2 protein-coding genes and 1 pseudogene are annotated in these 2,467 nt (G+C 44.5%); all 3 read left to right on the top strand.

What is annotated here, in order from left to right; translation table 11 throughout:
• On the top strand, positions 1–1,981 hold a 1,981-nt coding region (locus tag EQY_RS0117065), incomplete at its 5' end, for an Ig-like domain-containing protein (protein WP_000314900.1).
• A gap of 200 nt (positions 1,982–2,181) precedes the next feature.
• Positions 2,182–2,283, top strand: coding sequence for a hypothetical protein (locus EQY_RS25745; protein WP_072198841.1), 102 nt, complete (start codon positions 2,182–2,184; stop codon positions 2,281–2,283).
• Positions 2,280–2,467, top strand: a pseudogene (locus tag EQY_RS0117060) (hypothetical protein); the annotation flags it as partial. The gene EQY_RS25745 and the pseudogene EQY_RS0117060, both read left to right, overlap by 4 nt.

The raw sequence follows: 2,467 nt of genomic DNA, 5'->3' as shown, positions 1-2,467 counted from the left end.
CTCTGTTCTGACTGCTGGTTCGCAGGCTGGTACGGTACGTGTAACTGCAAAAGTAATGGATAAAACATTTACTCTCAGTATTAAGCAAACAGCAGCAACAGAACCTGATTCTGAGGTCAGTGCTGTTTTAACCGCTGCACCAGCAGAACAGGTAGTTGGTTACAATATCAATCTACAACTGGCAGTGAAGGATTCACAAGGAAATGCAATCACTGGTGATAACACTCTGAGCTTTTATGCTCTTAACCAGGCAGAAGGAGTCGAGTTTGGGGCTGTAACGGAAAAAGACGGTGTCTATAGCGCGACAGTAACTTCAAAACGAGCTGGTAAGATTCGGATCGGTGTTAAATCGGGTAGTCACAATTTCTCAGGTATTGAGAAAGAAATCTCCTTTATTGAAGATCGAACACAGTTCGCATTCTCTCGTATTGAAGCCAGTAAAAATAATGCATTGGCTGACGGCAAACAACAGAATACGGTGACTGTAAGCCTTGCAGATCGTTTCGGCAATGTTGTGCCCGGTTATGCTGTTACGCTGTCCTTACCTGCGGGGGTAACTCAAGTTGGTGGTGAACATGCTGTGTCAACTGACGAAAACGGTAATGCTGTTTTTGCGTTAATAAGCTCCACTCCGGGTTCTTACGTGATTAAAGCTCATGCTGGTTCTCAGATGTCTACTGAGTTAACAGTAACCTTTGCATCAAATATGATCGGAGCTTCACTGTCACTGACGCCTGGAAACAGTAGCTTAATTTCCAATATTCCTGCTAATGGTAAGGATGCTGCGGTATTGAATGTGCAACTGACAAATACGAATGCGTCGGTCAATGGACAGAAGATTCAGCTCATCACCTCATCTGAAGGATTGTCTGTACCGACAAATATCGTGACTGATTCAACAGGGCATGTTTCCGTACCACTTACAACGGTGAGAGCTGGTGAGTATACGGTGGCTGCACGAGTGACTGACGGTTCCCATAGTGTGGAGTCTGGCAGCGTTAAGTTAACTTTTGTACCAGATGCTGCTTCCGCAGAACTTACTATGAGTACATCAAAACAGCAGATTGTGGCCGATGGTAGTGAAAGTGCAACAGTGGACATTCAGTTGGTTGATGCCAATAACAATGCGTTTACAGGCGATGTGGATTTAACGGTTACACCATCGACGGGAGCATCATTGACCAGTAGTAAACTGCAGTTGGATGCTCATGGACAGGCAACAACGCAGTTCACAGCATCGAAATCAGGCCAGTACACAATTCAGGCTGAGTATGTTCTAGATGGGAAACGTATAACCGCAAGCAAAAATATTGATGCCGTGACGGATGTGAAGGAGGCTGTGTTGGAGATCACATCATCTGCATCTTCGGCTGTAGTGAGCGATACCAACAATCTGATATTTACGTTACTGTTGAAAAGTACGTCAGGCGAAGTATTAAGTGGTCGAGTATTGAATATCAAGGCATCTGGGCCGTCCAAATATGGTGCGTTGGTGGTTGATAAAACCACTGTAACGACTGATGAGTATGGTCTGGCTACGGTAAGCGTACATGGTCGAACGGCTGGTTCGTATAAATTAACGGCGACCTTAGATGAACTTGGCAGTGATGTTAGTGAGGTGAAGTCATTCTCTCTGTATGCTGATGAGGCAAATGGAGTATTGACACTGCATAAAGATGGAGGCTATGACACAGATGATGGTACTCCAGTGGGGGTTTATGCCCGATTTGTTGACCATTTCGGCAATCCGTTATCTGGTACGGTTGAGTTTTCTGCTGGTAGTGAAGATAGTCCAAACTCCCAACTGGTTAAAATGGAGCCTGCTACAGTAACGTTACACTGGACAGGTAATGCAGCCTCGGAGTTCAGCACCTATGAAAGCGGTTATCACTGGATTAAGGCCAAAATAACGAACAGCAAAAATACATATGAGAAAACAATAAGGACTTATGTTGTAAAGCTCCCTGAAAAGGATAGTTAACAAAACAGAATAGGGAGGGCTAAGCCCTCCCACTTTTTAATTGAGACGGACTGTTTCTTAAATTCACTTACGTTAGATATGAACTGGTTATTTTTTATAACAATAAAAGACTTTTGATTTTTGAATATCAGTAAGTAATAATGATTTACGTCGACAGACTGAACATCTGTTGGTGACTTCTGCGCTAAACGGGGACGTTTATGCGCACATACAATCTAAACTCTCTTCTCTCTTCACAGATGCAGAAATGCACCTGCGATTCTTTGCATCCAACGTTTGACCTCTGCGGAGGTGAAGCGTGAACCTCCCACAAGATGGCATCAAATTACATCGCGGTAACTTCACCGCTATCGGTCGGCAGATCCAGCCTTATCTGGAGGACGGCAAATGCTTTCGCATGGTGCTTAAACCGTGGCGCGAGAGACGCAGTCTTTCCCAGAATGCACTCAGCCACATTGTAGTGGTCAACAAAAACTGGCCACAGCT

It is taken from the genome of Escherichia sp. TW14182 (genome assembly GCF_000208525.1).
GTDB classification, from domain to species: Bacteria; Pseudomonadota; Gammaproteobacteria; order Enterobacterales; family Enterobacteriaceae; genus Escherichia; species Escherichia ruysiae.
This window is presented reverse-complemented; position numbering and strand designations above follow the sequence as displayed.

What these genes read in the sequence shown, in the direction of transcription:
- EQY_RS25745 (WP_072198841.1), top strand. Translation starts at nt 2,182, where the DNA reads ATGCGCACATACAATCTAAACTCTCTTCTCTCTTCACAGATGCAGAAA.